The sequence below is a fragment of the Nitrococcus mobilis Nb-231 genome (genome assembly GCF_000153205.1).
Lineage (GTDB): Bacteria > Pseudomonadota > Gammaproteobacteria > Nitrococcales > Nitrococcaceae > Nitrococcus > Nitrococcus mobilis.
Window position 1 is genome coordinate 903,218 of sequence record NZ_CH672427.1, and the last position, 23,479, is coordinate 926,696.

The window sequence follows — 23,479 nt, forward strand, 5'->3', positions numbered from 1 at the left end:
GAAACGTGAGAGACCTTATGCATTCCTGCGGGCGGGGCGCCTCAAGAGTGCACCTCAGAGCCAACCTTTGTGCTTGAAGTAAACGTATGGCGCCAGCCCCGAGAGAAGCATCAGGAGGATGGCAAGCGGATAGCCCCACTTCCAATCGATCTCAGGCATGAAATGAAAGTTCATGCCATAAATACTCGCCACCAGGGTTGGTGGCAGGAACACCACGGCTGCAATGGAGAAAATCTTGATGATTTGGGCCTGCTCGATGTTGCTGAAGCCCATCGCCGCATCCATCAGAAAGTTCACCTTCTCGAACAAAAAGGTATTGTGCGGCAACAGTGAGTCCAGGTCGCGCAGCTGCTCGCGGACCCATTCCCGCTTATCGGCATCCAGACGCCCCCTGCGGAGCAAAAAAGTAAGCGCCCGCTGAGAATCCATGAGACAGAGCCGAATCTTACCGTTGATATCCTCCTGCCGAGTCAGCTCGTCCATGGCCTCCTCGAGGTTGACATTGGAGTCGGCGAGCACCATCGTGCTGACGTGCTCGAGATCGGTGTGCACCCGCTCCAGGCGGTCGGCCAAATTCTCCACCTTGGTCTCGAACAGGCCCAACAGCAATGAGACCTCGTCCTCGGCCAGCTCCGGTTCCCGCCGGGCTCGCAAGCGCAGCAGGCGAAAGACCGACAGATTATGCTCGTGCAAGGTGATCAGCCGCCCGCCACTGAGGATAAAGGCCACAGTGGTGCTTACCGGCCGGCCTTCGATATCCTGCAGAAACAGCGAATGCACGTGCAACCCGTCCTGATCCTCGTAATAGCGCGCACTGGCTTCGATCTCCGAGACATCTTCCGCATCGGGGAGATCCTGCCGGTAAAGTGCTTCGACCTGCTCGCGTTCATCGTCGCTGGGATCGGTCAGATCAATCCAGATCGCCTGGCGCAGGCTCTGTGAGTCAGCCCCCACATGCAACGACTTGAGCATTCCATTATCTAAGGCGAACGCGTTGAGCATGAGTACCTCTCGCGGTCAGCTTCGCGACTTATAGACCAGGCCATCCGGGTCCGGTTCGATGCCCGGCCAAGTATACTGCCCCTCAGGGCTGAGAAGCGATTGGCGCACGCTGTTCGCGGTGTTTGCGATCATTATGGGAATGAGCTTGTTCTGGTTCGGCTCAAAACCAGAATCCACCACCACGGAACTCTCGTATTCTCAGTTCAAGCAGACGTTAGAGGCCGAAGGTCTAGCGTATTTTGGAGGAAATCGACCAGCGCACTCGATGCCTAGTGGAGGAGCATCGGCAGCGGTTGCGGGTGCCGACTGATTTGCTTCTGGAGCAGAAAACCGTCGAAGGCGAAAAGCTGCACCGCTTGCTCGAGAAGAGCCCGCCTGAGCACGGCCGCCTGACCGAGCTGACGGATTCTCAGCGGAGGCTTCATCATGTACCAGTAGCTGGCGCCGCTTTCTACGGCGCCGACGCCGCGAGCGGTATCGCCGAGATAGTGGCCGCGGCGGCAACGTGAGGCCACGACGATGAGCACGATCATCCCCAGCACGACATGCATTAGATGGAAAAAGGTCATGAAGAAATAGAAAAAATAAAAGGTCGAACTGCGCAGCGTATAGCCAGCCATGAACAGATGTACGTACTCGGTCATCTTAATGACGACATAGGCTGCACCCGTACCAGCACCAGCCAGCAACCAGCGGCCACACGCTGCTGTCGCGCCGGCTTTGATGGCCGTGACGGCGCGCACCGCGCAATAGCTGCCCGTCAGCAGTGCCACGGTGTTGGCTAGCCCCATACCGATGGTGAGCGTACGAACACCGGCAGCAAAGACCTCGGGCTGATTGGCACACGCCACGGCGAGGCTCACCAGCAACAAGCCCGATCACCGCCTGCGCGATGGCGTACGGGACGGCCACTTTCGAGCCGATCTCTATCATCGTTTGTCGGTGTATCCGGTACGCATCCCGCCACTGCGTGAACGCGGCGACGATATTCTGGTGCTCGCCGGGCATTTCCTGGAGCTCAATCGATCGCGCCTGGGGGTACGCAGTCTTCGGCTCTCCGAACCGGCTGAACAGGCGTTGTGCGACTACAGTTGGCCCGGCAATGTACGCGAGCTGGAGCACGTGGTCAGTCGAGCCGCGATCAAGGCGCTAAGCCGCGGTGCAGCCCGCAATGAGATTATCACCCTGGCGACGGAACTGCTCGACTTGTGCTACCTGCGCCCGGCGCCGGCAACGCCACCTCTCGCCGACGCAGCCGATACGTCACCGGCGATCGGCAGGCCACCGCCTCGGCTCTCCCTGCAAGGCCAGGTGGCCCGCGCACAGCGCCGCGCCATCCAGCAGGCACTGGAAGCAACGCACGGCAACTGGGCCGCAGCGGTGCGGTTACTGGAGGTCGACCCCAGCCACTTACACAAGCTGGCCAGCCGGCTGGGCCTCAAAAGCAGTAAGCCGTCGTGCGAGCCAATTTGAGCCACCGCCGACCCGCTTCGCTGCGTAACCCGGCCGAATCGACGCTATTCGGCCTCAAGGAGCAGCGTACTGTCGGGGCAACCACCGATGCTCTCGGTTTTCCGCACGCAGTCGCATTTGCCCTTCGACCGACTCGGCGCATCGCCCCGCTCCAGACCGCCTCTGCCGACGCCGCCTACCACTTGAACGTATAGCTCGCCCGCAGCATCGCGCCCCGCGCGGCGACGTGGCTGGTGTTGGAGCCGTTACGTAGGAGCTGGCCATACACAGTGTAGTATTGATTGTTCAACAGGTTCTCGATACCGAGGCGCAGCGTCCCGGGACCGACTGCGAACCGATTGTACAGATCGACCACGGTGTAATCGTGCACCTTGCGCGTGGCGAAGGCCCCGGGGTTGTCTTTGAAGGCGTCATTTCGATTACCCGAATACAGGGCCTGGAGGCGTATGCCCCACCAATGGTAGGGGCTGTATTCCACGAAACCGGTCAGCTTGATCGGGGGAATACGCGTGCCGTTGAGGGCGATATCCGAGCCGGGATTGTTCGGGTCCTCACGCTCACCCTTAATCCAAGTGAATGTGCCGCCGAGCTTGGCGGCCGGTGTAAAAGTGTAATCCAGGCTCGCCTCCGTACCGTAGATCTTCTCTTGGGTGCGCTCCTGGACGAGGGAGAAATTTTGCACCGTCACTCGACCTTTGTCCGATTCACTGTAGAAGGCGGCAACACTCGCGTGGAAGCCACCCCAGCGACCGCGCACACCGACCTCATAGTTATCGGTGATCCTTGGGCTTAAGTTGGAATCATTGACGTTGAAACCCGGCTGGGCAAAACGCAACTGCAGGCCGATATCCGGCAGTTCGAAGGACTGCGAGTAGTTCGCATAAAGCTCCATGGCATCGCTCGGCATAAAAACAGCCCCGGCGTTGAAAGTGGTCTCCGAGTAGTCGATGCTTCCCCCATCAATCGGGTTGCCACCGAGCGTGGTGAAATCGTCGAAGCTGACATCGACCCATTCGTGACGCACACCGCCGCGCAGAATCAGCCAATCGGTCGGAGTGAGCTCCGCCTGACCGAACACGCCAACCGACCCGGTGGTGGTTAGTGGCACGAACGTACGCTTAGCGTCGGTCTCCACGAATCGCCGCCCCCCGGAGGCATCGAAGGCCGCGCCATCGTAGATACTTACCGGCTGCTCGGTTTTCTCGCGGTTCACATCAGCTCCCCAGAGCAGCCGAGCCCCGAGCGAGTCGAGCGGCGTAATCGGTGTATCGACGGTCAGTCGCCCACCCCACACCTCGGAGTCGAGGAAGCTCTGCGCGAGGTTGTTCCCCCAACCACTGAACGCTCGGGCATCGAACGGAAAAAAACGGGTCTGATAATTACGATAGTAGACCTGCGAGCGCACCTTGCTACCGAACAGGTTCTGCTTGCTGTAGTCGAGGTTGACGATCAGGTTCTCTCGGCTGGTCTGATCGTCGAGCTGCAGCCCTTTGAGGGCTCGCGCCTTCACGGTGCCATCGGGGAACGCATCCACCGCCGGGTCGGAGATGAAATCGGAATCCTGCTCGGCCCGCAGGTAGCTCGCCATAAGCTGAAGGCGTTGGTCGCCGAAGTCGTAGCCGACCTTGCCGAGCAGGTCGATGGTTCCAGTATCGGACAAACCGCCCTGGCTCGGCTCCGGCGGGATGCGATCGCCGTGGGCGTCAAAGAACCCCCCGGTTTGCTCGCCCAAGGCCGAGATCAAGTAATCCACACCGGCTGCTTTGCCGCTTAGCTTTTGCTGGATACGGCCACCCAGGGCGTCGTCGTCGAACTCGGTCAGGCTGCTGGAGGCCCCGAACGTGGTCTCGAAGACCGGCGCACCGGCCTTGCCCTTCAGCGTATTGATATAGATGATGCCGCCCGCCGCACCACCCCCGTATGTGGAACTGCCGCCGTGGACCACCTCGATGCTCTCGATGTTGGACGCCGAGATGTTGAACAGATCGCGTGAGACGTTACGATTCGTTTGCGTCGGCACACCGTCGATCAGCACCAGCACGTCCCGACCGCGCAGCTTCTGCGCTGAATTGGTCAGCGTCTGACTCGACGGCGCCATCCCCGGCACCATCTTGCCTAGAAGGTCGCCAAGGCTCCCCGCCGTCGCCTGTTGCTCCAAAATCTCCTTGCGGGAGATGACGGTTACGTTGCGCGACAGCGTATCCAGCGCCCCACCCTCGCGGCTGGCGGATACGCTGATCTCGGGCATAACGCGAACGGCACCCCCTGCTTCCTCAAAATCTTGGGCGGAGGCCGGCAGGGTAAGCGTGGCTACAACGGTTGCTGCACAGCCGCGCAGCGCATAACGCACGCGCCAGCGCAGCGCATAGAAATTACGCATGCTACCCCCTACCCCCAAGGCAGTCGAAACAGGGCCGCCTTTTTAACTTATCAATAACGCGAATGTCAAACACAATGAGATTTATTGTCATTAATTATTTTGATGTATGAGCCTGAACGGTACCGGGGCAGTCCACCCGTCGCAGCGCTCACCTGCATTGTTGGGGTTTACCCCTGTTAGGATTGCGGCGCTGTGCTCATGGAATCACGCGCCGCCGCCAGAGTATTCGAATGTTGGGCACGCATCTGTGCCAGAAATGGTGGAACGCGGGGCTCGGGGCATACGCCCCAACCACACGGTTCAAAAAGATAATGGATGAAACAGCCTGCGCACTCCTTGAATTCTGGTTCGGTCCCATGGCTGACGGCGATGCCTCGATTGCCGAGCGGCAAGCCGGCCTCTGGTGGGACAAATCGGAACGGGTCGACCATGAAATCACTACCCGCTTCGGCGCCTTATTTCAGCAAGCCGCCGCCGGCCGGTTCGAGCATTGGCCGCGCCACCCCCGCACCCGCCTCGCCTTAATCCTCGTGCTCGATCAGCTCCCCCGCCATCTCTTCCGTGCTCGACCCGAGGCCTATGCCTATGATCCCCGCGCCCTGGAGCTCTCGCTGCAAGGTCAGGCCCTTGGCCAAGACCGGACGTTGCGTCCGGTAGAACGGGCTTTTTTCTATCTGCCCATGGAGCATGCCGAATCCCTGCCGATCCAGCATCAGTGCGTGCGTTGCTTCGAGCTGCTCTTGATCGAGCTTCCCGCAGAGCACCAGCCGCCCTTCCAAAATCTCCTGCAATACGCCCGCCGCCATCGCGACATCATCCGGCGCTTTGGCCGCTTCCCTCACCGCAACGCCATTCTGGGACGCACGTCCACCGCAGCCGAGGAGGCCTTCCTGAATGAGCCCGGCTCACGATTTTGATCCCATCGACAGCCAGGGATCCAAGCGCGTTTATCGAGCCGGCCGCAGCCGGCTCGACGCGCCACAGCGTGCCGCCGCTTAGATCGCCGCAGGGCACTCCACGTGACAGAGCCTGAGGCCGTTCACCAACGCCTGCTGGACCGCTTGCGTAATCAGCAGCCGCGCCGGATTGGCCACCCCCGCACTGATCACCGGTGCCCGCATATAGTAAGAGTTGTAAATCGCCGCCGTATCCAGCAGGTGGCGCACGAGCACTGCGGGATTGGATTGATCCGCCGCCGCCACGATCTTCTCGGGGATCTGCTGGAGCTTCAACAGCAGCACCGCCTCTTGATCGTCAATCTCGAAATCGTCGATCTGCTCGGCCGGCACCGGCTTGCGGCCGTACTTGCGCAGAATGCTGCGGGCGCGGCACGCGGAGTAAACCATATAGGCGCCGCCCGACTTCTCGAATGCCGCGATCGTTGCCGTTAGCTCCGTAGCGTCGATTTCGACAGCCGTTTTCATATCTTGCTTGAGATCGTTGAAAACCAGCGAGCCCACCGCGAGCTCGTGCGCCGCCCGGTCGAACTCGTCCTCGGTCTGCTCGGCGCGCTCGCTGAGCCGCGCGCGAAAGTGCTCGAACGAAGCGGCAAGCAAGTGGTTGACGTTGGCGACCGTATCACGGCTCGAGAGCTTCTTGCCCGTCTTCGCATTGACGTAAAAGCCGAAGTAGAGGTGTTGGAAACGCAGCCGCTCGGGCGTTGCCAGCGCGACGGCGTAGGCCGCCCTGAACAAACGGTCGAAGTGAACCTGCTGTTCCTGGCCGACTACGTAGATGCTGTCGGTTGGCGCGAAAATCTCACCGCGCAGCTCGATCGCGCCCAAATCCCGCGTCGCATAGATGCTGCGGCCGTCGGCGCGCCGCACCACATAGCGCTCGCCGTTTTCCAGTGGCACGACCACGGCACCGACATCCTTCCTGATCAGTCGGGCCAGACTGTCGCGTTCGGCCTCGGTGATCTCCCCGGCCAAGCACTTGTCCTCGAGCGCGCCCAGATCCTCGTCCGCCAGCGCCTGCGTGTAGATGACAGCCGTACCGGCTGCAAGGCAGGCGTCTACCAGCGCCTGGCCCGCCTCGGCATAGAAGCTCTCGCCAATGATCAAATCGAAGCGGATGTTGAGCGCGTTGTAAAACTGCTCGAAGTCAGCAAGGCTCCAGCCGACCATCCGCCGCCACAGCTCGACTTCGTGCGCATCACCGGCCTCGAGCGCAGCGAAACGCGCGTCGGAGGCCGCAACGAACTCCCGGTAGCACGCCGTAAGCTCCGCGGTGCTCCCGACCTCCGGGAAATACCGTGCCAGAAGCGCGCGTTCGTCCGCACTAAGCGCCTCGAAGGGAGTTGAGTCGTCGACGATCCGCTCCGCAGTGCGGCGGATACGGTAAATTTCGAGAAGCCGTTCGTTGGCGCTCACATGCTCGGGGAATTGCTCCTCGAAGCGGCGATAGCCTTCCAGGGTAAAACCGAACCCGCCAAAGTCGTTGATGTGATTGACCCTGTAGACGAGCGCGCCGCAGGCTTCGTAGAGGTTCGACAGCACATGGCCGATGATGGTCGAGCGAATGTGCCCGGCATGCAGCACCTTGGCCACGTTGGGCGAGGAGTAGTCGACGACGAAGGTGCGCTCGGAATGGGAATCGTTGCCCCCGAAGGCATCGCCGAACTCAGCCACCGCTTGGGCGCTATCGAGCAGCCAGCGATCGGAGAGCGTGAGGTTGATGTACATGCCTTTGGTTTCGATGCGGGCGATGACATCGGCCAGCGCCGAACCGGAGAGCACTTCGACGATCCAAGGCAAATGTTTCTGGATGAAGACCTTGGGGCCGCCCTCACGCAGCAGTTGCGGGAACTTCAGCGCTATGTCGCCGCCGTATCGGTCGCGCTCGATCAGATCGAATTGCGGTATCAGCCACCCCTCGCCCCAGCGCTCGGAGAGCGCCTCGGTGATCCGCCGCTTCACCGTCGGCAACGGGTAATCAACCAATTTCGGGACAAATGCGTCCTGATGCGCGGCCACCTGCCGGTCACGAAAGGCTTCGATTTCACGCCGGCGGCGTTGATTTATCTCTGCAAGCTCATTCATCGTTTTCGATACCCATACCTTGATCACTGCGTACTAACTATCGTAATCGACGATGCCGTCACGAACGAGACACCCAAGTCCATGGGCACCAAATACCAAGGAGCGGGCAGGAGAACTCGGACAACGTCCGCTCGTGCAGCTCACGCGCCGGGAGCGGACCAAACGCGTTACAAAGGCAAGCTCAAATGGGAAGGCGGCCTCGACGAGATGAGGGCTCCAATGAGCCCATTGGACAACGGCATTTGGATCGACTATTTCAACGGCCAAGAATCTCCCACCGCCGCCAAACTCGAGGGTCTGCTCTCTTCCGCCATAGGGCGCGGGTAACCTGATTCTTGGCCGAGGCGCCTCCAGAGCCTTAAAAATAACGCCAATGACGCCACAGCAAATCGCACCCTCGCTTGCCCCTTGAATTCTCCATCGTAGGCCCTATACGAGCCTATGTGCAGTCCGCCGGCAATACGCTGCCGGGGGCGCTGCGGATCAACGCGAAAGCTGTGTTCGGTGCAAAAGGAGGTGTTCGATCATGTTCGGGGATCTCTGGCGATTCGATGTTCCGCAATTCCGTGAGCTGGACTGGATGCGTCAGATGATGGACGAGCTGTTCCAGGACGTTGCGGCTTCGGACATCCGCTCCGTGCCTCACGGAACGTTTCCCATGGTGAATGTGGGCACGACTGCGGATGCCGTGCGCGTTTACGTATTCGCACCCGGCATCGATCCCAAAGACTTGGATGTGTCCATTCAGGATAATGTGCTCATCCTCAGCGGCAAGCGCGAGCTTCCGGTGAAGAGCGCGGAGGGCGATCAGTGGCCGGCGTTTTATCGCCGGGAGCGAGTGGGCGGTGAGTTCTCGCGTGCTATCGCTTTGCCCGATGGACTCAACAGCGAAGCCGTGGAGGCGCGAGCCCGCAACGGTGTGCTCGAGATCAATCTACCCAAGCGCGAAGAGCTGCAGCCGCGCAAGATCAAGATCAAAGCCACTAAAAGGGAGGTGAACAGTCATGGGTAAGGAGCACAATGGCACGGGTCATGAGGTCTCAACCCGCAAGGGCTCACGCGATGTGGCAACGCAGGATCGGCGTGAGCGGAGCTTGCGGCCGGCGGTGGACATTTATGAGGAGGACGATGCGATTCGCATCTTGGCGGACATGCCCGGGGTCAGCAAAGAGGCGTTGAGCATCGAGGTGGACGGCACGGTGCTCACGATCTCCGGCGATATACAGATCGATATACCGGAAGGCATCTCGGCTACCTATGCCGAGGTGCGCGGTTCCCAGTACTACCGTCGTTTCATGCTCGGCCAGGAGATCGAGACCGAGGGGATCAGCGCCGAGATGAACAACGGAGTGCTGAGCCTCGTGCTGCCGAAGAAGGCATCCCACCGCCGGCGACGAATCGAAGTCAAAGCCGCTTGACAGCGGGCCCGTTGTAAAAATAAAGGCGCCCACTTGGGCGCCTTTATTTTGCACATGACGACCCCGATTGCTCAATCAACAGGAGCACGGCCAACATATCGATAGCGCGATAATAACCTCGTCCCCGTCATATGAGGCGTGGGAATGAAGTGGTGCATGGTCATCGAAGCACATACGAATGATGATTCCGTAGAATCGGCAGAGCTCAGGCATCCGCGCTCAACGTCCACGCACCTGGCAGCACCTCTTCGACGGATTTGCCAGTGAGCTGTACATAGTGCGCATCCGGGCAAAGGTCCAGATCTTCACCCCATGCGATCGCTCCAGCTTCCGACACGTACACCGTTTCAAAAAATGCCCGTTCGTTCCAACCCCTGAACACCCCGCGGCCGTCCAGATGAGATAAGTCGATCTCTCCCGCCGTGCCGTCAGAGTACCGTAGCCAGATTCGGTAGCCGTCCCGAGCTTCCACTTCGGTCGGCTAGATCATGTTGCTCTCCGTTACACGCTCACCCTTTTGAATATTTTGCCTCCTTTAGACCGCCTCACAAGCCCACCGGTTTTTGCTAAGTCGTCCCCTGAAGCACACCAAGCTTCTACCCTCTCGGGTTCGACACCTTACTGAACTCACGCGCTCACGCCATCCAGATACCGAACGAAGGCGTGCCGGAACACTTCTTCGGCAAGCGCCTCCACGTCCTCGTCGTACACCAGGCCGGCGGCAACCCCATGCGCTCGTCATAGAGTAAGTCGTGGATCGCCATGCGCAGGGTATCGCGCGTCGCCTGCTTGTCCCGCCGGCAGTCGACCCGCCGCTTCTCCGCCTTCAGCGCCTCGAACTGCTCCCGAACCACGGCTTTGATCCGGGCGACCTCTCTCGGCTCCAGGCCCGGCTTGCGCAGCAGGTCGTAGACGGCCAGCGACTCTTCGTCGAAACCTTCGCGCACCGCCCGCCGTGCTTCCTGGGCCACCCCCCACGAAACGCAACAGCTTCTCGAAAGTCTGCACCACCGTCTGTCGATCCTTGCCCGCGCGTGGCGGGCGTGCTCGTTGTCGATGTAGTCGTTGAAATGGAAAGACGGACGTCCCGCGTAACCGAATGCGCGGTTCGTTTCTTTAACATCAGTAGGGTAGATAAGCGCAGCGCATCTACCATCCAAAAGTACAATCATTCGCAATCCATGTAATCCATATGCCGGCGCCAATCGCCCTCATCACGAATCGCATGCTCCCAGAAACGCCGTTGCCATACGTCAGCAATTCTCATTTTGCCCTACCGGCGAGCAGATGACGGGCACTGCGGTGCAGCGGATACACGAAGATGCGCTTCACGGTAGTGGTGGGCAAAATGAGAATTGCTGGTCATACAGGACGCTCGTTTCGGGTATTGACTTGGCGTGTCACGGCACGCGAGAACCCTTTCTTAATCACCCGCCACCGGCCGGAGTAATCGCCAACGCCTTCCGGTAGGCGCCAAATGCAATGCAGGTGATCGGACAACACCACCAACGCATCGATTTCGAAGGGCCGGAATTGGTGCGCCCTGCGAAACGCGGCGCGTAACAGATCGACCTGTGCCTCTGCGGAAAAGATCGGAGCGCGGTTGTGGGTGACCACGGTGAAGAAATACACTCCACCGGGAATGATGGCGCGCCGGTAGGTTGAAGGTGGATGCGCTGCGCTTATCCACCCTACCGGTGCTGCACCGACGCGGGGGCAGGGGCTCTTTCAAAACCATGCCCAGCGAAAGCCGCATTGGCACCGCGGCGAGAGGCGCGGCGCAAAGGACCATCTCATCAAATGAGCCAAGCCGCCCTGCTAGCAGTACTAGCAGGCGTTAGAGGTTAACCCTTATTGATTTGGATCATTCACCATCAACGATCTGGCGGACGGCATCGAGCCGCGTCAAAATGCCATCGTGACAGCGACGTTCGAGACGACGGTGAGGATCGATGCAGCGAAGGTGATGCATGACACGCGGCTATGAAGCGTCCGCTATGTCCAACGAAGCCCGCAGCTGCTGCCCGGCTGACAACCTCTGGAGAAACCCATGCATTCACTGGCCCACGACTACCCCGCCACATTGCTGGACGAGCGCGAAGCACCGTGCCTGTCGCTCTATCAGCCCACCCACAGGCAGCACCCGAACAACGCGCAGGATCCGGTTCGCTTCCGCAACCTCGTCAAGCAGCTGGCCGCATCGCTGCGTACAAAGTACCCAGCGCGCGACATACCGGCGCTGCTGCGCCCCTTCGAGGCGCTCGCCGAAGATCGCGAGTTCTGGAATCACGCTGGCGACGGACTCGCCGTTCTGGGCGCGCCGGATTTCTTTCGGGTCTACCGGCTGCAACGCCCGGTTGCCGAGCTGGCGATCGTCGCTGAAAGCTTTCATGTCAAGCCGCTGATGCGCATCGTGCAGTCGGCGGATCGCTACCAGATCCTCGGCTTGAACCGACACGCATTCAAGGTATTCGAGGGCAACCGCGACGCGCTGGATGAACTGCCGCCGATCGCCGACGTGCCGCAGACCGCCGTTGAGTTGCTGGGCAAGGCCAGCGACGACCGGGAGGGCGCCCACCGCGCCCACGGACCGGACGGCTCCACCAATGTAGCCCGCCACGGCACCGACGTCATGCAGGACGCCGAGGACCGCGACACCGAGCAGTTCTTCCGCGCCGTTGACGCGGCGGTGCTGAAGCACTGTTCGCAACCGTCGGGGAAGCGTTTGATCCTGGCGGCGCTACCGCAGCACCATCACTTGTTTCGAACCGTCAGCAACAATCCGTCGCTAATGGACGAAGCGATCGATGTCCATCCGGATGATCTGTCACTGGACGCACTGCGCGAACGCGCCTGGCAGGTCGTGCTGCCGCACTACCTGCAGCGACTGGCCGGGTTCGTCGAATCGTTCGGCGCCGCCGCCTCGAACGGCCGCGGCTCCGACGACCTGCCTGGCATCGCCGAAGCGGCGGTCGCCGGACGAGTGGAGACGCTCCTGATCGAGGCCGACCGACTGCTTCCCGGTCGCATCGATGCCAGCAGCGGAAAGATCACGACCGCTGATCTGACCCACCCGGAAATCGATGACGTGTTCGACGATCTGGGCGAGATCGTCCTGAAAAGAGGTGGCGAAGTCATCGTCGTCCCTAGCGACCGCATGCCGACTGACTCCGGCGCCGCCGCAATCTATCGCTTCTGATGACCGGTTTCGCCCGCCTGCACGCACTGCTCGTCGACGACGACGAGTCGGCGCAGGTCTGCCGCGACCTACCCGAATCCGCGTGCCGCGCGCAGCCGCATAACTACGGCGTGCACGTCGTGTCGCTGAGTCTGGCGAGAGTCGGCGAAGGCCTGGCCGATACCAAGCTCGTGCTCGCCTGGTTGCTCGACGCCATCGGTGCGCCGACCTGGGCGCTCGGCCTGCTGGTGCCGGTGCGCGAATCGCTGGCGATGCTGCCGCAGCTGGTGATCTCGGCGCGCATTCGGCGGCTCGCCATGCGCAAAACCGTCTACGTGTTCGGCTGTGTCGTTCAGGGAGCGACGGTCGTCGGCTTCGGCCTGATGGGATGGTTTGCACAGATGTTTTCCTGCGCCCTCGTCGGCATCATCGCGGTCGCACTGATCGCGATCTTCGCTCTCGGCCGCAGCCTGTGCTCGATCAGCCACAAAGACTTGCTTGGCAAGACCGTGGACATGGGCTGGCGCGGCTCGGTCAGCGGCACGGCGGGCACTATCGCTGCCTTGGCGACGCTGCTGTTGGCGATTGCCTATTCAGTCGGCTGGATCCCACTTACGGTGCCGATCGTCGCCGGCATGGTCGCACTCGGCGGGGCCTGTTGGCTGTTGGCGGCGTTCGTCTTCGGATTGCTTCGAGAAGAGCCCGGCGCGACCACAGGCGACATCGACGGTCTGGCTGCAGTCATCGCGCAACTCGGCTTGCTGCGTAGCGACGCACAGCTACGCCGCCTCATCGTGGCGCGTACACTACTGCTGTCGTCGGCGTTGGCGCCGCCGTTCTACATCGCACTTAGCGGTGATCGTGCAGCCAGCGGACTCGGTACGCTGGGTCCCTTCATGGTCGCAGCCGCGGCGGCGAGTCTGACCAGCACCTACGTTTGGGGACGGTTCTCCGACAAGTCGAGTCGTCTGGTGCTGATGCTCGCGGCGACGCTCGCCACGCTGGCGAACGCGGTTGCTGCCTTCGTTGCACTGACAATGCCGACCGTACTGGAGGAGGCGTCATTGCTGCCGGTGCTGTTGTTCGTACTCATGATCGCGCATCAGGGTGTGCGGCTCGGGCGCTCAGTGCACGTCGTCGACATGGCCGACCGCGACAACCGCGCAACGTACACTGCGCTCAGCAATTCGGTGGTCGGTCTGATCCTGCTCGCCGGCGGCGTCTTCGGCGTCATCGCGCAGTGGCTCGGCATTGGCGCTGTGCTGGCGGTCTTCACATCGATGGCAGCCCTGGCGATACTCGTCGCGGCTGGATTGGACGACGTTCAGGCCGTTTAGCCCACACTTCTCGACTCGCGACCCTAAGAGGAGTGTAGCCGTTCATCTCGTTCTACCGAATGCCCGGGCGTCTTCACTGCATGACTGGGCCTTCCCCGGGATCCTGGGCACCTCGGGGCGATAGGATCGAGCGGCCGGAGGAGCTGACGAATGGGTTGCCTGGTCCGAATCTTGAAGTGCGTCGCCGCCTGCATTGTTGCGACGCTCCTACTCCTTCTTATGATCGGCTGGTGCAGCAAGTTGCCTTCGCTCGAGGGCCGCACCACTTCCACCGCTCTACTGGATACCGCTGATACACGGCTCGGAAAATCCATCACGCCGCTGGTTGAAGCGCATCCCAGGCTCTGTGGAATTTATCCGCTGGCGGATTCGCGCGATGCCTTTGCCGTGCGTGCGCGCTTGGCCGAAGTCGCGGAGCGGACGCTGGATGTTCAATATTACATCTGGCAGAACGACATGACAGGCACGCTGTTGTTCGAGGCTCTGCACGCGGCGGCGGATCGCGGCGTTCGTGTCCGCTTTCTCTTGGACGATAATACAACCCAGGGTCTCGACCCGATCCTCGCCGCGCTGGATTCGCACCCGAATATCGAAGTGAGGTTATTCAATCCGTTTGTCATTCGCAAGCCGCGGATCGGTTATCTGGCCGACTTTTCGCGCGCGAACAGGCGCATGCACAACAAGTCATTCACCGTCGATAATCAGGTCACCGTTATCGGCGGCCGCAACATCGGCGACGAATATTTTGGCGCGGCGGAGGAGGGTTTGCTGTTCGTCGATCTCGATGTCGTGGCGGTAGGACCGGTTGTGACGGAGGTATCGAAAGATTTCGATCGGTATTGGGCGTCTGCTTCCTCTTATCCGCTCGATCGCATCGTCCAGTCTGTTGAGTCAGCGCGAATCGCGGACGTCGCTGAGGCGGCGGCTCGCGTCGAGAACGACCCGGCGGCGCTGGCTTACACCGCCGCCATTCGCGATTCTCCTTTCATCCGTGCAGTAATGGAGAGGCGACTCGATTTCGAATGGGCGGTCACGCGCATGATCAGTGATGATCCAGCCAAGGGCCTAGGGCGTGCTCCCTCGCAAGAGCTGTTTCATCACCAGCTGACGAGAATCATTGGCCACCCGGTCTCTGATCTGGAACTGGTCGCCCCATATCTTGTTCCCGGGGAGATTGGCACCGACTCATTTGCCTCGATGGCCAGGCGCGGCGTCAAAATCAAGATGCTAACCAACTCACTGCAAGCTTCCGATGTGCCGGCGGTCTACTCCGGCTTTGCGAAACGGCGCAAGCCTCTACTCAAAGCCGGTATCACCCTTTACGAAATGCGGCGCTTATCGCCGGATGCCGGCGAGCGCGAACTCACCGGGCCGTTCGGTAGCTCCGGTTCCAGCCTGCACGCGAAGACGTTCTCGGTGGATCGCTCGCGTTTTTTCGTCGGCTCGTTCAATTTCGATCCGCGGTCGCGGAAGCTGAACACGGAACTCGGATTCGTCATCGACAGTCCGGTGCTGGCCCGAATAATTGAAGCCGCATTTCACGACAGCATCCCGGCAAATTCCTACCAAGTGCATCTATCGAGCACCGGACAACTGTATTGGACCGAGCATCGCGATGACCGGGTGCTGCGATACAATCGCGAGCCGGGCACGAGTTGGTGGTTGCGAGCAGCCATTTGGTTTCTGTCGCTCTTACCGATCGAGTGGCTCTTGTGATTACGGCACAGTCACCGCTGCTCGGCCCGTGCGTTTACCCAACGAAAGAACTGCCGCCAGGGTTGCTGGCCAGCAGTAGTTATGGGATGCGAAATTGTTCTGTGGCCGGAAGCGATTCGCCTTCTTCGCGAGCACCGACTCCAAGAGCCGGATCAACTTCCTCGAGTTGCTGCGCGCCGGCGAGAAGCGCTACGTCCTCAACCACCAAGGGCTCGCCTACCTGCGTGCCCAGGGTTGGCGCAGGCGGTGCTGGCGCAACTACGCGCGCGGTGTCCAGGTAAGCGCACGCCGCGCCGCCACAGATCGGTCTGTAGGCGAGCAGCTCCGCCGCCGGGTTGCTGGGGATAGTGGCGCGTTCGAGCTCGTGCTCGTTCATGGCCGCCGTCTCCAGCACCGCCGCAAACTTGTCTCTCGCCGTCCAGCCCTCGGGGCCATCGGCATGAACATCGGGCGGGCGCTGGCCGCGATTACGAGCCTGTTTGCGCCAGTTATAGATCATCGCCGTAGACACGCCTTCCTCGGCAGCAACCTCGGAGACCGTGCGGTTACTCGGTGGCATCAGCTTGACCAGTGCCGCCGCCCTGCGCTCGTCAGGATACTTGGACATCGTTTCCCCTATCGCCCCCCATCTTTATTAGAAGGATAACTCGGTGACACACATCTATCCTGATAGGGAGAGGGATAGACCAAGGGCTACGCGATCGGGATGGTTCAACAGCCTCGGAGCATTGCACTGTAGCGGATAGACAAACACCCGCTTGGGGCGCTCGGGGGTGTTGCTGTAGCCACCCCGGATGCGGCCAAAGCCGCGGGTCAGGCCCAATTCGAGCCAGTTCGCGGCGCGGTAGACGCCGCCGTGGAAACGACAGGGATCGACAAAAGTCTCCAACAACAACAGCCGATGCCCGAAGCGCTGTTGCCAATCCGCGGCCGCGCGGCGGGCCAGGTCGCGACGTACCACCGCGTCTCGCCAATCTTGGGCAGCGCGCCGAGGTAATGATGCGCCGCCATCTGAGCCTGATAGCGAGACTCCTCATGGCGTTCGACCGGGCGGACGATGAGATCGGATAAGATGGGTGCGACAACTGGAAAAGGCTGTGTGATGCGGTCTTTGTAGCCGCCTGCGATCCAGAAGTTCAGCAACTGGCCTTAACTCTTTGCTAGGACTGGCCTGTCTGTGTAGAACAAATTAGTCCTGGCCTGAAATGGGTCCGAGGGCGACAATCTCGACGCGTCGCTGTATCTTGTAAGTAATTCGTTTGTCTCGGACCCCCGCGCCGACGGCGCCGTGTGATTCCACGTCATATAACCAGGTATCGCACGCCCCTCCGCGAGGCAATGGAAGTGACCAGATCGTCTCTGCAGCCGCTACGGACGTTCGATTCACCATGCGCTCACCACCTCTCTCTGGCGGCTTTCCTTCTTATACTCGTGGGCATCAATGCACCAGCGGACTATCAGCCCATCGCCCTAGCGAAGTTATTCGGGGGTTCGGAGCTTATCGTTCTCGGCACAATCGAGGGTGTCGGTGACGACAGCTTCACCTTGCGAGCGACTGAAGTGTACGCCGGCAGCATCGAAGATGCGCCCGTGGAGGTGAGAAAGTACGCGGACTGGACCGGCGGGCGTCGCTGGAGCGCGTATCGCGTCGGCCAGACCGTTCTATTGTTCCTCAGGAAGCCCGCGGCAGACGAGAAGGCCGCCGGCGATTACTGGCAGATCAGGGGCTTTGGCGGCGAGGGCGAGATGCCGATAGACGGCGGTGCCGTCTTCCCGCACGGCCTCAACCTCGATGGGTTCCGGCGGCAGATATTCAAGGTCGATAGCGGTGAACTTTACGGCTATCGCTTCGATCTGGATACGTTCACATCGGCGCTGAAGGGTTACCTGAGTTGCTTCGGTTCGCCGCAGCAAGCAGCTGCCGAAGGCATCGAAGAGCCGGCACGCGAATGCGCCGACAGTGAGCTTGCATCCTATCGGGCGACATCTGCGTTGCATCGCTATCTGGCGTCATCAAGATCACGTGATAACCAAGTGAGGTGAGTAGACGGCCCCGCCGTTCGCGCGAGAGCGTGGGGGATACAAGGAGAGTCGAGCAGAAATACCGGGGCAAGAAGCATGGACCACCATGTTCTTATCGGGAGTACTGCCATGCAAGAACAAAATTACCAGGAATGTCCCGTCACCGCGCGATCTGCGGCCGATGACGGCCGGCGCAAGCACGAAATCGCGCCTCCGAGGTTCGGTCCTCTGCCAACCATCTTGGCAGGTCTATTGATCAGCTTGTCGATCGTATCGTCCCCGCGGGCTGCAGTCGTGGACTGCCAGGCGAATCGTCCCGGTGCGGGCAGTGTGCTGTACCTCTACTTCCCCACCGCGACAGACAGCGACTTTCCGGACGATCCCGGCGGGTGGGGTATCTCCACTTCACCGCTGGAGCCCTTCGATATCAATGACCTCGATCCGGGGGTCGGCAGCACCACGCAATTGCGCAACGCCATCACCGAGCGGGTGAAGACCGACTACTGTGAGTTCGACGTCCGCGTGGTGCAGACGATAAGCGCCAATGGCACCACGGATCCCCCACCGAGCGATCCGCGCTGGCAGGTCATCGGCATCGGGTCCGACACCAACCCGGACCTGTTCGGCATCGCCCAGGCCTTCGACGACTTCGACGACAACGAGATGGACTACGCGAGGGTTTGGGCGGGGAGTTTCGAGAGCTCATTCGGTGGCTCCGGTGGAGCACTGAACGGCGCCAACTCCACCCTCGCACGCTGGGCCAACGCCATCGGCGGCACGATCAGCCATGAGGGCGGCCACAATTACGGCCCCGATCACCCGGACGCCGCCCCGGTGGGATCCGAAGACGAGGAATCCAATCACCTGATGTCCACACCCTCGGGTGAGGACCGGGCTCAGGACAGGCACTTCAGCAACACCAGTTTTGAAATCCTAGCGCGAAATCTCGGCCTCTACGAGCAAACCGTCAGCAACTGGGATTTCATCAACCCGAACGACAGCACGGCGGATGGCTTCCGGATCACCGTGCTGGTGAGGCCGGCCGACGGTACGCCGACCAAAGGATCGATGTATACGGGCGGTCTCAGCCCCTGGGGAGACGTAAGCATCAGCGGGGATGGTTCCGAGACCTTCAAAGGTGACAACTACGATCGTTTCATCATCACTTTCACCGCTGCGAAGTCCTGGGACAACGGCGCCGATGGTCAGATCCCCGCCGGCGAGGAATTCCACGTCGGCGTGGGACTGACGACGGACTATATCGTCCGCGACGTCGAGTTCACCGCGGGTGGATCGCCCATGGAACTCAAGCCGCGAGTGGTTGGGTACACGACCGGAGGATCCTTCGATCCGGCAACGGGCGGCTTCCACGTCACCTTCTCCAACCCGGATCCGGAGAACGGACCGCTGATTCTGTCCGACTTCGTGGTGCGTTACCTGCCACGAACCGTAGACATCAATGAGATGGTGCCCGGCGGTGAGCTGAAGGGCTTTGATGGTCGGCCGGTAGAGCCGTGGGCCGTCCGCGGAACAGACCAGGACACGTTCACGGTCGTCGACACGACGGATGTGACCGTCGGTAGCCTGGCAGAGAAACGTGCCGTGGACTTCATCGCCAAGCCCCCGGCCGAATGCGGTCTGATCACGCCGCCGCCCATTCCCGATGCGATTGCACCCAATCGCATGGAATACTGCCGGAAAGGGCACGTTCTAGGGCTGTTTCCGGCAGCCCGCATCTACCTCGAAGCGACGCTGACCGATCCCCATGCCAGATATTTCGACCGCGATCTGCAGCGGTTCGTCGTCGGACCTCTGAAGTCGCGGATCTTCGCACAGCTCTCTGGGGTGACTCCGGACCTCAACGGGAACGGTGTCGACGATGCGATCGACATCTCGAGCGGTGCCTGCACGGACCAGAATCGGAACGGCGTGTGTGACGAGGTCGAACCAAGGTATCGGTATTCAGCCAAGGTGGTATGCGGCCTGCAGAAGGATGCGGCCGGGATGCGACTGGCTCCGGGACGTTACGCCACCGCGATCAACGTCCTCAACGCGAACAACGGCACGGCAAGGTTCAGCAAGACATTGTCCCTGACGTTCCCGCCGGATGGCGATGAACCAGGCGAGGTGCTGTCGCTGGGCAAGGATGCGCTGGCCCCAGGCGAGGCGATGGAAGTGGACTGTATCGATATCCGTCGGCGACTGTTCCCGACCGGGTTACCGTCCTCCTACCTCAAGGGGTTCGTCGTCCTGCGCAGTGACAAGAGCCTGGATGTCACCGCCGTCTATACTGCCAGCGGCCTGGTGCATGAGAGCAGGCGCTGTAAGGCTGACGTGGAGTGCTGCGATCACTCCGGCAAGAAGCGCCACTGCCGGCGGAAGCACGGCTGCTGTGACCAGACTCGCGGGCAGTGCTCGAAGGCGTCCCAGTGCTATCGTTGCGAGACTACCCAGCATGGCACAATCAGTATCGATGTGGAGGACATCCGCGAGCGTTCGATCAAGCGTCAGCCGCCCACGTCCAGCTGCCCCGACCTGGTCGTGAGTGAGATAGGCACACCGAAGGTGAGCTGCCCCACCGGGGCAGGAAGCTGCAAAACCTCGGTTCGTGTCGGGATTGCCAACATAGGTAATGCCGACGCCGGACCCTTCGAGCTGCGTACGGTTTTCGATCCCAGGCAGTCGGTGGCAGTCACCTCACCCGTCCCTAGCGGGCTGGGGGCCGGGGACAATGCGTCGCTGACGGTGGTGACCCCACCCGGCGGCAATTGCTTCGACCCCAACTGCACGATTCGCGCGGACGTAGACAGCAACCAGTCCGTCAGCGAATGTGCGGAAGACAACAACAGCCGGGACGAGACAACGCAGGGCTAAGCGGTGACCGGGTCAAACTGAACCACAGCTATATTCTGCTGCGGGCGGGAGCCCCGATCGACAGGTCGGGGCTTCTTCTTGAGCTGCGCGGAGTCGAATTCGAGCCTGACGCGATACGCGAGCATCAGCGCAGCGGCGATCTGACCCGCTTTCACGGGGTATTTGCGCCGAATAGCAAACACCGCGCACTGGTGGCATCGGCGGGCCTGTAGTCGAGGTGAATTTGAGTGGCGCAATGCCGGCCCGAGGCACTTCACGGGTCAGACCAACGGCCGACCGACGAAAGCGAAGATGGGGTGCTGTCGAAGGAAAGGCCATCTATACTGCTTATATCAATCGGCTGCAAGTTCATAATACGCTCTAGATCTTCTGCCATCATCAGCACCAGCCGCAGCGCCATCCTGGGCGTGGTGCCATTGCGACGCACCGCTTGCGCCAGATCGCTGCCGGCCGCCGCCCTAGCGATATCGCCGGATACCTCGGCCGGACGCTGACGAAGAGGGAAAGGAGGACGAGATGATCTCCTCGGACTTCGAGTACCGGCTCTACAGCGGCTCCGTAGCCGGGGTACCCATCGACCTGGCCCTCGCCACCGAGCTGAACGAGTTCATCGGCGGCCTCCGGCTCGCCACCGGGCGATCGATCCGCGACCAACTCGCCGACTTCTTCGCCGATCAGAACCTCACCTGGAGCTTCTTCGGAAACGAGTTCGACCTTCGCCCCACCATCGACGACGCCATCGCCAACGTCGATGCCGCTCTCACCTTCGACCCCATCGAGCTCTTCTTGGGCCAAGGGCGCTGGCCGCTGATCGGCCCCGTTTACGCTCGGCTGCGCTTCTACTTCGTGAGCGGGTTCGAGCTGCGGCTGCCCGAGGAGAAGGCCCTCGCCAACTGGCCCGACCTGCCGGCCCTGTTGGATCCGGACGCCGACCAGCTCCGGATCCAACTCAACGTGGAGCAGATCAGCTTGCTCGACGCGGGGCTCCGGGTCCATATATACAACCCCTTCAAAAACGAATGGCCTGAGCTGTTCACGGTGCCGCTGCTCTCGGGCACCGGGCTCTACGACGTCGCCACGCGAGTGGCACTCGGGCTCAGCGTCGAGCCGGATGCGTATGTGATCGGCGCGGGCACGGGCCAACGGTTTCGGCCCGTCGTCCCGACGATTCTCCAGCGCGACTCCACCATCGACCGTGCCGAGTTCCGCTTCGGCCAGGTAGACGAGTGGGTGATCCTGGCGCTGGGATTCCTCTTCGGGCTGATGGGCACCCTCACCGCCGTGTTCCTGAGTCAGCTGCAGGTGGCGCTGGGCGAGCGGGTGCTCCAGAAAATCGAGGACGATCTCGAGGCCAAGCTGGCGGAGATCGACACCCCCACGATCTTCGATTTCCCCTCCATCGCGAAGTACGGGGCGGCCTTCGAGCGCCCGGTGACGGAGCAGGTGACCTTCGAGTACCGGCCGGGGATAGACGTCGTGGGCGGGCCGCAGAACCAGCGTGCGATCCACTTCCGGCACGAGGAGCCGGAGGATCCGCCGGACGGCGGCGGGTTCGACCCTCGCGATCTCTTCGACCCGGACAGCTTCACCAACCCGTTCGACCGGATCCACGACTACGTGGACGTAGGCGACCTAATCGTGGACCTGTTCGACGTTTACGTCCCGATCCCGGACTACACGACGGCCATCGTGCCCCGCCAGGAAGTGGACGCCGCGGTGAGGCAGCTCGCGACCCCCCGCTTCCGCCTCCGCGACCGCGCCCTCCTGCACCTCCTGGCAGACGGGCTCCCTGCGCCGCTCCTGAGCGGGCTCCGCTGGTCCCAAGTGGACGTCCGCCGGCGGATCGTCGAGATCGGACCGCAAGGACGTACCCGGAGCCTCAAGATCAGCGCAGAGAGCGCAACGACGCTCCGGCTCTGGCGCGAGGGCCAAGCCCGATACCTGGCGCTGCCTGCCCTCCGGAATAGCCCGACGCGAGTCTTTCCCACTCCACAGGGCCTGCCCTTGGGTGACCGCGGCATCGTCGCGGTGCTGCTCGCCTATGACCGATGGAAGGACATCCTGGACGGCTGGGAGGATCCGTGGGCCGAGCGGTACCGTACGGCCCCGCCCCTGCCGGACACGCTCGACACGCTCCTCGCCCTAGGCTATGCCGTCAACTTCGTCGTCCCCAACGTGCAATATGCCTTCCTCCACGCCGCGGACGGCTTCGCCCTCGTGTCGCCGGAGCTCGCGACCACCGATTACACCGGGGTCTACCCCCTGCCCCCGGACCAGGAGTTCGTCGTCCGCGCTCTCACGCCGCCGGACCCGCCACCGGTCGAGTTCTTCGACCCGACCGATCGCCCTCGGCTACGGCTCGCCACCCTGCCGCTGGAGCTGGAGCTGGCCGGCGCTGTGCAGGCACCCCTCCGGGCCACCGCGCGGGTCCGCGCCGATCTCGCGATTCGATTCCATCGCTGCCCAAGCTGCGTGGCCGGAAAGGAGGACCTGTTCCAGGACCTGCTCCGGAACCTGCTCTGTCTCCAGGACGTGGGTCTGGTCGAGCTCCAGGGCAACCCGGCCGAGTTGCTCCAGTGCCTGATCCACCGGCACGCGATCGCGCTGATCCCGAGCGCCGAGGAAGGGGCAGCGACGGTCGAGAGCGTCGCCATCGACGACCCCGGGGGCTTCCCTCCAGGGTCGGCGGCGGAGTTGGCGGCGCTGCTCACGGCGACCCTGCCGCTCGTGCTCAGCCGAGCCATCCCGGTGCCCGTCCTCTTCGACTTCTTCCACCGGATTCCACTCGGCTCGCGCAACCGCGAGGCCGAGACCCTGGCGGCGAAGAGCGGCTGGTTAACGCTGGTGCAGCCGCTGGTGTAGAGGATATGGCCACTCGGATGACGGGGTGGGAAAGGGGGGGCGGATTCGGGCCATGGAAAACCGGTCCGAGCCACTTCGCGGATCAGATCGACGATCGGGCGCAGGCGAGGAGATGATTCTGTCGGACGAGAAGGGGTCTATACTGCCTATACGTTTCGAGGTTGAGCGCCGGTGGC

The 23,479-nt window shown here is 61.7% G+C and carries 22 protein-coding genes; 10 read left to right on the forward strand and 12 right to left on the reverse strand.

Features of this window, described 5'->3' with window-relative positions; translation table 11 throughout:
• Positions 1–54 precede the first annotated feature (54 nt).
• Positions 55–1,002, reverse strand: coding sequence for a magnesium/cobalt transporter CorA (gene corA, locus NB231_RS04100; protein WP_005000023.1), 948 nt, complete (start codon positions 1,000–1,002; stop codon positions 55–57).
• Positions 1,003–1,271: 269 nt separating this feature from the next.
• Complete coding sequence (locus NB231_RS04110) at positions 1,272–1,853, reverse strand: cytochrome c oxidase subunit 3 (protein ID WP_156776892.1); 582 nt, start codon at positions 1,851–1,853, stop codon at positions 1,272–1,274.
• Between NB231_RS04110 and NB231_RS04115 the strand changes: the two genes are divergently transcribed.
• Positions 1,840–2,475: an AAA-type ATPase lid domain-containing protein gene (locus NB231_RS04115; RefSeq protein ID WP_005000027.1), complete on the forward strand. Its 636-nt coding sequence runs from the start codon at positions 1,840–1,842 to the stop codon at positions 2,473–2,475. The two genes, NB231_RS04110 and NB231_RS04115, sit on opposite strands and share 14 nt — an antisense overlap.
• A gap of 175 nt (positions 2,476–2,650) precedes the next feature.
• Here the strand turns inward: NB231_RS04115 and NB231_RS04120 are convergent, their stop codons facing one another.
• The gene (locus NB231_RS04120; protein WP_005000029.1) at positions 2,651–4,855 is read right to left on the reverse strand and encodes a TonB-dependent receptor; all 2,205 of its coding nucleotides are present in this window, start codon (positions 4,853–4,855) and stop codon (positions 2,651–2,653) included.
• A 311-nt stretch (positions 4,856–5,166) separates the two neighbouring features.
• Between NB231_RS04120 and NB231_RS04125 the strand changes: the two genes are divergently transcribed.
• A complete protein-coding gene (locus tag NB231_RS04125; protein ID WP_040663111.1) occupies positions 5,167–5,772 on the forward strand; it encodes a DUF924 family protein in 606 nt (201 codons plus the stop codon).
• 78 nt (positions 5,773–5,850) lie between these two features.
• On the opposite strand, the gene argS is transcribed toward NB231_RS04125, so the two are convergent.
• A complete protein-coding gene (argS, locus tag NB231_RS04130) occupies positions 5,851–7,896 on the reverse strand; it encodes an arginine--tRNA ligase domain-containing protein (RefSeq protein ID WP_005000031.1) in 2,046 nt (681 codons plus the stop codon).
• A 526-nt stretch (positions 7,897–8,422) separates the two neighbouring features.
• On the opposite strand from argS, the gene NB231_RS04140 reads away from it, so the two are divergent.
• Both NB231_RS04140 and NB231_RS04145 read left to right on the forward strand, forming a co-directional pair.
• Positions 8,423–8,908: an Hsp20/alpha crystallin family protein gene (locus NB231_RS04140; protein ID WP_005000035.1), complete on the forward strand. Its 486-nt coding sequence runs from the start codon at positions 8,423–8,425 to the stop codon at positions 8,906–8,908.
• On the forward strand, positions 8,901–9,314 hold the full coding sequence (locus tag NB231_RS04145) for an Hsp20/alpha crystallin family protein (RefSeq protein WP_005000036.1): 414 nt from the start codon (positions 8,901–8,903) through the stop codon (positions 9,312–9,314). Before NB231_RS04140 ends, NB231_RS04145 begins: the two co-directional genes overlap by 8 nt.
• A gap of 75 nt (positions 9,315–9,389) precedes the next feature.
• Here NB231_RS04145 and NB231_RS17405 read toward each other — a convergent pair whose 3' ends face one another.
• The 4 genes from NB231_RS17405 to NB231_RS04160 form a co-directional block, all read right to left on the reverse strand.
• Entirely contained in the window at positions 9,390–9,527 is a 138-nt protein-coding gene (locus NB231_RS17405; protein WP_084766228.1) for a DUF4160 domain-containing protein, read from the reverse strand.
• Complete coding sequence (locus NB231_RS04150; RefSeq protein ID WP_005000037.1) at positions 9,520–9,786, reverse strand: DUF2442 domain-containing protein; 267 nt, start codon at positions 9,784–9,786, stop codon at positions 9,520–9,522. The genes NB231_RS17405 and NB231_RS04150 overlap by 8 nt, the downstream gene beginning before the upstream one ends.
• A 163-nt stretch (positions 9,787–9,949) precedes the next feature.
• The gene (locus NB231_RS04155) at positions 9,950–10,486 is read right to left on the reverse strand and encodes a hypothetical protein (RefSeq protein WP_040661772.1); all 537 of its coding nucleotides are present in this window, start codon (positions 10,484–10,486) and stop codon (positions 9,950–9,952) included.
• Positions 10,487–10,676: 190 nt separating this feature from the next.
• Positions 10,677–11,000, reverse strand: a complete 324-nt coding sequence (locus NB231_RS04160; protein WP_084766229.1) for an REP-associated tyrosine transposase — start codon at positions 10,998–11,000, stop codon at positions 10,677–10,679.
• Positions 11,001–11,364: 364 nt separating this feature from the next.
• Here NB231_RS04160 and NB231_RS04165 point away from each other — a divergent pair, with 364 nt between their 5' ends.
• From NB231_RS04165 to NB231_RS04175, 3 genes are all read left to right on the forward strand, one after another.
• Complete coding sequence (locus tag NB231_RS04165) at positions 11,365–12,513, forward strand: baeRF3 domain-containing protein (RefSeq protein ID WP_005000040.1); 1,149 nt, start codon at positions 11,365–11,367, stop codon at positions 12,511–12,513.
• Positions 12,513–13,829 (forward strand): hypothetical protein, encoded by a 1,317-nt coding sequence (locus NB231_RS04170; protein ID WP_005000041.1) that lies wholly within the window; start codon positions 12,513–12,515, stop codon positions 13,827–13,829. Before NB231_RS04165 ends, NB231_RS04170 begins: the two co-directional genes overlap by 1 nt.
• A 150-nt stretch (positions 13,830–13,979) precedes the next feature.
• The gene (locus tag NB231_RS04175) at positions 13,980–15,545 is read left to right on the forward strand and encodes a phospholipase D family protein (protein ID WP_040661775.1); all 1,566 of its coding nucleotides are present in this window, start codon (positions 13,980–13,982) and stop codon (positions 15,543–15,545) included.
• A 79-nt stretch (positions 15,546–15,624) separates the two neighbouring features.
• On the opposite strand, the gene NB231_RS18280 is transcribed toward NB231_RS04175, so the two are convergent.
• Together NB231_RS18280 and NB231_RS04185 are read right to left on the reverse strand one after the other, a co-directional pair.
• The gene (locus NB231_RS18280) at positions 15,625–16,152 is read right to left on the reverse strand and encodes a transposase (protein WP_005000043.1); all 528 of its coding nucleotides are present in this window, start codon (positions 16,150–16,152) and stop codon (positions 15,625–15,627) included.
• A gap of 54 nt (positions 16,153–16,206) precedes the next feature.
• On the reverse strand, positions 16,207–16,506 hold the full coding sequence (locus NB231_RS04185) for a Druantia anti-phage system protein DruA (protein ID WP_005000044.1): 300 nt from the start codon (positions 16,504–16,506) through the stop codon (positions 16,207–16,209).
• A gap of 470 nt (positions 16,507–16,976) precedes the next feature.
• On the opposite strand from NB231_RS04185, the gene NB231_RS04190 reads away from it, so the two are divergent.
• Together NB231_RS04190 and NB231_RS04195 are read left to right on the forward strand one after the other, a co-directional pair.
• Positions 16,977–17,588, forward strand: a complete 612-nt coding sequence (locus tag NB231_RS04190) for a hypothetical protein (RefSeq protein ID WP_005000045.1) — start codon at positions 16,977–16,979, stop codon at positions 17,586–17,588.
• A 108-nt stretch (positions 17,589–17,696) separates the two neighbouring features.
• A complete protein-coding gene (locus NB231_RS04195) occupies positions 17,697–20,441 on the forward strand; it encodes a CARDB domain-containing protein (protein WP_005000046.1) in 2,745 nt (914 codons plus the stop codon).
• Here the strand turns inward: NB231_RS04195 and NB231_RS19385 are convergent.
• Positions 20,438–20,596: a hypothetical protein gene (locus NB231_RS19385; RefSeq protein WP_005000047.1), complete on the reverse strand. Its 159-nt coding sequence runs from the start codon at positions 20,594–20,596 to the stop codon at positions 20,438–20,440. The two genes, NB231_RS04195 and NB231_RS19385, sit on opposite strands and share 4 nt — an antisense overlap.
• A gap of 98 nt (positions 20,597–20,694) precedes the next feature.
• Positions 20,695–20,841, reverse strand: a complete 147-nt coding sequence (locus NB231_RS19390; protein ID WP_232210383.1) for a hypothetical protein — start codon at positions 20,839–20,841, stop codon at positions 20,695–20,697.
• 116 nt (positions 20,842–20,957) lie between these two features.
• On the opposite strand from NB231_RS19390, the gene NB231_RS04200 reads away from it, so the two are divergent.
• Entirely contained in the window at positions 20,958–23,303 is a 2,346-nt protein-coding gene (locus tag NB231_RS04200; protein WP_040661781.1) for a site-specific integrase, read from the forward strand.
• The last annotated feature ends 176 nt before the right edge of the window (positions 23,304–23,479 follow it).

Excerpts from the sequence above, each read along its gene's own strand:
- corA (WP_005000023.1), bottom strand. The coding sequence starts at position 1,002 with ATGCTCAACGCGTTCGCCTTAGATAATGGAATGCTCAAGTCGTTGCAT.
- NB231_RS04120 (WP_005000029.1), bottom strand. The coding sequence starts at position 4,855 with ATGCGTAATTTCTATGCGCTGCGCTGGCGCGTGCGTTATGCGCTGCGC.
- NB231_RS04125 (WP_040663111.1), top strand. The coding sequence starts at position 5,167 with ATGGATGAAACAGCCTGCGCACTCCTTGAATTCTGGTTCGGTCCCATG.
- argS (WP_005000031.1), bottom strand. The coding sequence starts at position 7,896 with ATGAATGAGCTTGCAGAGATAAATCAACGCCGCCGGCGTGAAATCGAA.
- NB231_RS04140 (WP_005000035.1), top strand. The coding sequence starts at position 8,423 with ATGTTCGGGGATCTCTGGCGATTCGATGTTCCGCAATTCCGTGAGCTG.
- NB231_RS04145 (WP_005000036.1), top strand. The coding sequence starts at position 8,901 with ATGGGTAAGGAGCACAATGGCACGGGTCATGAGGTCTCAACCCGCAAG.
- NB231_RS17405 (WP_084766228.1), bottom strand. The coding sequence starts at position 9,527 with ATGCCTGAGCTCTGCCGATTCTACGGAATCATCATTCGTATGTGCTTC.
- NB231_RS04155 (WP_040661772.1), bottom strand. The coding sequence starts at position 10,486 with ATGATTGTACTTTTGGATGGTAGATGCGCTGCGCTTATCTACCCTACT.
- NB231_RS04165 (WP_005000040.1), top strand. The coding sequence starts at position 11,365 with ATGCATTCACTGGCCCACGACTACCCCGCCACATTGCTGGACGAGCGC.
- NB231_RS04170 (WP_005000041.1), top strand. The coding sequence starts at position 12,513 with ATGACCGGTTTCGCCCGCCTGCACGCACTGCTCGTCGACGACGACGAG.
- NB231_RS04175 (WP_040661775.1), top strand. The coding sequence starts at position 13,980 with ATGGGTTGCCTGGTCCGAATCTTGAAGTGCGTCGCCGCCTGCATTGTT.
- NB231_RS18280 (WP_005000043.1), bottom strand. The coding sequence starts at position 16,152 with ATGTCCAAGTATCCTGACGAGCGCAGGGCGGCGGCACTGGTCAAGCTG.
- NB231_RS04195 (WP_005000046.1), top strand. The coding sequence starts at position 17,697 with ATGCAAGAACAAAATTACCAGGAATGTCCCGTCACCGCGCGATCTGCG.
- NB231_RS19390 (WP_232210383.1), bottom strand. The coding sequence starts at position 20,841 with ATGGCGCTGCGGCTGGTGCTGATGATGGCAGAAGATCTAGAGCGTATT.
- NB231_RS04200 (WP_040661781.1), top strand. The coding sequence starts at position 20,958 with ATGATCTCCTCGGACTTCGAGTACCGGCTCTACAGCGGCTCCGTAGCC.